The 7265-nt window shown below is 25.4% G+C and carries 4 protein-coding genes; all 4 read right to left on the reverse strand.

Annotated elements, in window-relative coordinates; genetic code table 11:
- Positions 1-88 precede the first annotated feature (88 nt).
- Entirely contained in the window at positions 89-2488 is a 2400-nt protein-coding gene (locus tag MSCUN_RS01250; RefSeq protein ID WP_095608292.1) for an Ig-like domain-containing protein, read from the reverse strand.
- A gap of 416 nt (positions 2489-2904) precedes the next feature.
- Complete coding sequence (locus MSCUN_RS01255) at positions 2905-5685, reverse strand: autotransporter outer membrane beta-barrel domain-containing protein (protein ID WP_095608291.1); 2781 nt, start codon at positions 5683-5685, stop codon at positions 2905-2907.
- Positions 5686-5990: 305 nt separating this feature from the next.
- Positions 5991-6764, reverse strand: a complete 774-nt coding sequence (locus tag MSCUN_RS01260; protein WP_095608290.1) for a hypothetical protein — start codon at positions 6762-6764, stop codon at positions 5991-5993.
- Positions 6761-7063 carry a hypothetical protein gene (locus MSCUN_RS01265; RefSeq protein ID WP_095608289.1) on the reverse strand — a complete coding sequence of 101 codons (303 nt, stop codon included), beginning with the start codon at positions 7061-7063 and terminating at the stop codon, positions 6761-6763. Before MSCUN_RS01265 ends, MSCUN_RS01260 begins: the two co-directional genes overlap by 4 nt.
- Positions 7064-7265: the final 202 nt, after the last annotated feature.

A 7265-nucleotide genomic window follows, 5' to 3' on the forward strand; every position in this document is an offset into this window, starting at 1 on the left:
AAATATCTAAAAAATTACAATTAATATAACAAAAGAAAAAAATAAAATAAGAAAAAAAGGGGGGGGGGGAAGATATTTTTTTATTCTATTAATTTTTTGTAACAGTTAATGTTGAATTTGCTTCAATACGGTTATATTTATCATCTGATGCTACTGCTGTTAATATGTAATCTTTTGCTGAATAATTACTTGGTATCATATATTCAATTGTTGCTATTCCATTTTTAACTTCTGATATTATTGTGTTTCCTTCATCATCTTTTAATGTTTTACCATTAAGTTTAAATATAACTTTTCCAGTATTTACTTGATTGTTTTGCATGTCATTTACTGTTGCTTTTAGTATTGTTTTACTACCTTTACATACAACAACCGGATCAACTTCAATTTTTACATCATATTTTTTTATTGTTAATGTTGTTGTACTGTTAGATTTTGCATATTGATTATTTCCACCATATACTAGATAAATTTCATGTTCTCCTGGTTTATATTTGCTTGTATCAAGGCTTATTTGTGCAATACCATTTGTGATTTTTACAACTTCTACTGTTTTCTGATCAACTTTAAATGCTACTTTTCCATCATAGATAATATTTCCATCTTCACCTAATATTATAGCTGTTATATTAGTCATTTTACCATTATTTACAACTGTTGGAAGAATAATATTGCTATCAAGTCTAGTTATAGCAAATGAACTACTATTATAACCTACTGCTCTTGAATAATTTCTACCAGCATATACTACATCAACAAGTAATTCATCACCCTCATTACCTGTAATGGTATAATTGATAGAAGCTGTTGTACTGTTTTGTGCTTCTACTGTTCCAATTTCTTTTCCATTTACATAGAATGTGAAATATCCTTTCTGATCTCTGAAGTTATAGTTACAACTTGAGTTTAATGTTATGGTATTTCCTACTTTTATAATATCACGAGTTGTAATCCTTGTATAATATGCTGCTCCTGAGTGGTTGTTGTTTTTTAATGTATTTTTACCCATTGATTCTTCATTATAATATTGATATACAGCTTTATCTCCAGATAAAGTACTACTTTTAAGTGAACTATCTTCTATGGTGTTATTTTCTCCTCCAATAATTTCAATAGCATAACAATTACCTTTAAATTCAATGTTACTATTTGATATTGTGTTATTGTTTGAATTTATAATTGTTATAGGAGAAGTATTAAAGTGAGTGAACATATTAATTCCTATTCCCATAAATAGGTTATTATTTGAATTTTCTTCAATTATTATTGCTTTTCCACAACCATCATCATTATTATTGATTATATTACCTGTTGCTGTTATCATATTATTTGATGAATTTGTAAGTATGATTCCATTTGAATATATATTTGATGCATTTAGCATTATTCTGTTTTCATTTGAGTTATTTAATATTATAAGATTAGATGATCTTATTGATGCTGATATATTTATCATGTTTTGTTTTGCATTATTTAGTAGTACTCCTGTTGAATTATTGAAATATCTTAAGTATATACTTTTTATTTTTATATTATTTTGTTTTCCTTTAACTTCAAATGCTGTGATGTTACTTGTTTGTGTATTTTCTTCATCACCTGATATTGAGTTTACTTGTATTTTGTTTCTATTTCCTAGTATTGTTATTATTGTTCTGTTTTGTGATTTAGTTGTTGCTGCACTTATTGTTCCAAGATCTATATTTGTATTATTTGCATTGATTATTATTTTTGTGTTTTCTCCTTGAATATTTATATTTGTAATATTTGTGTAATTTGCATTAATTATTAATGTTGAATTTATAAGTGATGTTATACCTTCACTTGTTATATTAATAGCATGAGTTATGTTTAATGTTTTATTATATAGGTTTCCAGCTAGTATTATGTTGTATTTGTTTGGTACATTATCACGTAATTGTCCTTTTTCATCAAAGAATTGATTATATGTTTCTTCATTTAGGTAATAGTTTAATGCTTCTTCAGGTATGTTTTCAAATATTTCTACTTTATTATTACTTTGTTTTGAAACTGCATTATCCCCTATATTTGATGCATAGAGTTTATTTGATGTTATTATACTTTTTGATGATTTAGCATCAATATTTATTGCATATTCACTTGTTGTTATTATACTATTGTTGTAGATGTTTGTTTCTTCTGCATTATTTAATTGTACTGGTGCTATTTTTTTATCTTTTGTTATTGATTCCATGGTATTTGATGTTATGTTTGTTTGATTTGTATTTTCAAGTTTTATGAGTGTGATTTTTTCTCCAGAAAGTGACATTATAGTTCCATTAATACTCATATTTCTTGTTTGATCTAATAGAATACCTATTATATTTGGACCTGTAATATTAATTTTATTTGATTTTGTAACTGATAAATTTCTACATTCTTTTAATAATATTCCTATAGTTGAATTTGATGAAGAAATAATTGTATTGCCTGTAATACCACCATTATATCTTGGAAGTTTTGAATTCACTGCTCTTATTCCAACAGATGATTTTCCATTTGTAACAATCTTGTTTCCTCCAATAGTTAATATTTGATTTTCTACATTTATTCCATATGTATTTATTCCACTTATTTTTATAACATTTCCATAAATACTATTTTCATAAGTATTTTCTGAATTTATTACTTCTATTGCTTTTACTGAATTATTTCCTACTATAGTTATATTATTATTATCTATATCTGTTTTATTTGAATTTATTATTTCTATTGCTTTTACTGAATTATTTCCTAGTATAGTTATATTATTGTTATTTATATCTGTTTCATTTGAATTTAGGATTTGTATTGCTGTAACTTTTTCATTACTATTTACATTAATATTATTATAGTGAAAGTCTATTCCTGTTTCATTTTCTATTTTTATTGCATTAGCATTTGCTGTTAGATTGTTTTGTCTATTATGTTTCCTTTTGAGTTTAGATCTAGTACTAGTTTTTTATTTGTATTTGTTATACTCATGTTTGTCATGTTAATTTTTGTGTTTTCTGTTTTTATTGTTATGTTGTTTTGTGTATAATCATGATATCTTTTTATTGTTATTGTTCTATTATTATTTAGTAGTAGTGTTTTATTATTTAAGTTTCCAAGTATTAATCTTATGTCTCGTGTTTCATTTAGAGTGGTTGTTTTTATTGTTCCATCATTTTCAAAGAACTGATTGTATGTCTCATCGATTATGAGATAATTTTGATATGTTGGATTGTTTGAATTAATAATGTTATTATTAACTGGTGTTGTTGCTTCATCACCTACAAGAAGATCAGCTATAAAATTATTATTTTCAATTGTGTTATTTTGTGTTTGATTAATAATAACAGTATAATCATTTGTAGTATTAAAGTATGATTTTGTAATTATGTTATTATCAGTATTAAATATTACTACTGGTTGTTGATTTGTATTATTAATTTTTAAACCTGTAATATTTACATACCCATTTTCTTTTGTTACTATAGTGGTATTATATGATATAATTCTTGTGGTTTTTTGTGCTATGTTTAATGTAGAATTATTTATAGTTAGTATTTTATTGTTTAATGAGGCTATTATTTGGATTTGTTGAACATCAGCATATTCTGGTTTTAAGTTTCCATCATCATCAAAGTATATGTAGAATGTTTCATCATTTAATCGTATTATATTAACTTTTGGAGTGTTGTTTATGATAGTATTTTTTCCTGATACATAAGTTACAGCACCATCACCTTGATATGTTGAACTTACTAAGTGATTGGTTATTATTGTATTATTTTTAGCACTTTCACCTAATACTATTGCATAATCATCTTTTGTTGTTGTTATATTATTTTCAAGTACTTGTGTATTGTTTATAGTTAATGATATTGCACGTGTAAATGTATTATTTCGTATTATTGCATGATTTGATTTTAATTCTAGTGCTTTTGAATTTGTTCCTCCAACATTTAATACTCTGTTATTTTCAATATCATAGTTATAGTTATGTTGTAATCTTAATATTAGTATGTATTTATCAGTTGATGATAAACTGTTGTATAATGATGAACCTATAGGTGAATCAAAGGTATTGTTAATTATATTTATTTGAATATCATCTGTATAATTTTTATAGTTTTCCTGAGAAACTACTCCTGTTGATTTATTAAATATATTGTTTGTTAAGTTTAAATTTCCAGCATCTACTGATATGTCAAGTTGATCATTGTTTATGAAAGTACAACCATTAATAACAGTATTAATACCTATAATATCTCTTAAATCGAAGAAATCTGAGCTTCCAGTATTTATTGTTATTCCACTTCCAAGTTTAAATGTACTTCCTCCATCATATCCTATGTTATCTCGTATTGTTGAGTTTATTATTGTCATGTTTTTATCATTTGTTACTGTTCCCCAACGTGCATAGTTTTTCTGGAAAGTACAGTTTATTATTGTGGCTGTTCCATTGTTATATACTCCTGCTCCATAGTTACCTGTACTACTACTTTTACGGTTTGCTTCAAAGAAACTATTTAAAACTGTGAGATTTGAACCATTAGTATTACGTATACTTGCACCTACTCCACCATGGTTATAGATAAAGCTTACATTATCAACTTTAAGATTACCATAATTTTTCACAGTAGATGTAGGATATGCATTAATATTTGATCCTCCTGGATTCCAACAATTTTTAATTGTCATATTATTTATTGTTATAAGTCCAGATCCACGAGTTATAGTCATAGCCCAATTACCAGTAGCATTATTATATGTTGTCCATATGGCTGATGAATCCCATGAATAATCTCCATCTTTTCCTGCAATGGTATAATTTACTTCTCCGTTAATACTTGAGTTTCCAAGTCCTATGAAGTTTATGTATAGTTCTCCTGGTATGGTAAGATTTGTATTTCCTACTCCTTTAAATTCACCATTTAGGTATATGTTTGCTGCTTGTTTATTGTTTTTTACAGTATCTATTGCTTTTTGTATTGTTTTAAATGGACTATTTACAGATCCTGAATTTGAATCTGACCCATTGTTTGATACGTAATAATTATTTACTATAGTATCTTTTTTAATTTCTTTAACTTCTGTTTTTGGTAGAGTTAGTTTTGTTTTAATTTCAGTTCTTGATGTGTTATATTGACTGTTTTCTCCATATATTGCAAGTACTCGTATTTCACGATTATTCCAATTTTTTGGTATTGTGAAGTTAACAGTTGTTTTTCCTTTTATGTTTAGGTTTTGTAGTGTTTTTCCTTCAATTTTTACACAGATTTTACCATATGTTATTGTTTGATTATTTTCATCACGTGGATTTACTTCTATTTTAAGATTATTTCCAGTTATTGTTGTTTTTAATTCTGTTTTTGTGTTTAGTCTTTCAAGACTTAGTTTTGCATTTTTTCTTGCTTCTACTATTTTGCTTGTTCCACCATATACTACTGTTAGTTTATATTCTTTTGATCTGAAGTCATTTGGTATGGTGTAATTCATTTGTGCAATTCCAAAGTTTATTTGTGTATGTCCTATGGTATTGTCATTTATTTTAAATGCAACTTTTCCTGTTTGTATTAAATTATCTGTATTTGTAAATTCTGCTTTTAATGTAACTGTTTCTCCAGGTTTTCCTTTAACATTATTAAATTTAACATTTGTTTCACTACAAACAATTTTTGCAACTTCTTTATCTCCCATTTTAATTGTTATATCTTCAAATTTATTTGGAAGATTATCTAGTTTAATTATTGTTGCATAATTATTATATGGTGTTAATTTTACATTTGTTAAATTAAGAATATCATCATTTGATGAAGAAAGACTAAATTCATAATTTTTAGAAAGAGATATGTTAGATACAGTTGTATAATAGTATGGATCTATTTTATAAAGACTAATATTAAGAATGTTTCCAGTTTTTTGGTTAAAACATTTACCAAGAGGTTGTCCATTAACTAGGAAAACTAAATCATCTTTAATATTATCTCTATTTCCTCCTTTATTTACAAAATAATTATAAGATACATTATATTAGAACCTCTAATATAAATAATATTTTCACGTTTATTTGTATTTTCAAATATACATTCTGTTATATTCTGAATATGGTCTGTAACATAATTATTATTATATATATCTGCATAATAGATAGCTTTATTATCTGAGAAATAACATTTACTAATGTTAAATAATGTATTTTTTGAACTTGCTATAGCTCCACCTTGAGCATAATTATTTACTGTTGCTCCATTTTCAATAAATTCAGTATTCATTATTATAAGTAAAATGGTCTCATTATTAGTTCCATTAATAAATATAGCTCCACCCATGGATGATTGCCCATTTTCTAAAATATTATGGATAAAATAGGAGTTATTAATAGTACATGTATTTTCAGTAAATATTGCACCACCATAAAGATTAGATCCATAATAGCTATCTTCTGTTTTGTTAGATACTGTGTTGTTTATGAATTTTGAATTGTTTATATTCATTACAGATTTAGTGTATATTACTCCAGCTTTAGTATCATTAAATCCATTGGTGAATGTTATGTTGTTGAAGTTTATTTTTAATGTTGTTGTATTAAGGTTAAATAATCTTGTTTTGTTTTGTCCATCAAATATTGTTTTATCTGTGTCTTCTCCATTTATTGTTATTGATTTTATGTTTGATGTATTGGTTATTGTTAGTTCTTCTGTGAATTTGTAGTTTCCATTTTTCACGTTAATTGTGTAATCTGTGTTTTCGATTCCTTCATTTTTTATGTTGTTCATGATTGTTTTAGTGTTTCATAGTCTGTTGCAGTTTGTGTTGTTTCTACTGCCTTTTTTGGTTGTTTATAAGTCTTGTTATCCTTTATATTTTTATTTTTAGATTCTGTTTTAACTTCTTTTTTTTGTTGTGTTTGAACAACTTTACTATTACTATCTGCTATTATTTTATCTGTATTAACATCGTGCATACTTAGAGTTGTATCATTATTGTTGTCTGTTGCACTTGCTGCACTTACAGATATTAATAGTGTTAGAAGTGTTAAACCTAGAAATAAAAATGCTTTACGATTTTTATTCATAAAAAATTTTCCATTATGTTAATTAAAAAAGAAACAACTATTCAAATAAATATTAAAAAAAATAAAAAATACAAGAATAGTTATTCTATGAAAGAATATGTGGTTTTATAATATAATATAAACTTCATAAAACACTTAAAAACAAATATGAAAAATAATAAGAATATATAATTTCCCCCCCCCCCCCCTTTGGTTAGAGTAT

It is taken from the genome of Methanosphaera cuniculi, from assembly GCF_003149675.1.
In the GTDB taxonomy this organism is placed as follows: Archaea; Methanobacteriota; Methanobacteria; order Methanobacteriales; family Methanobacteriaceae; genus Methanosphaera; species Methanosphaera cuniculi.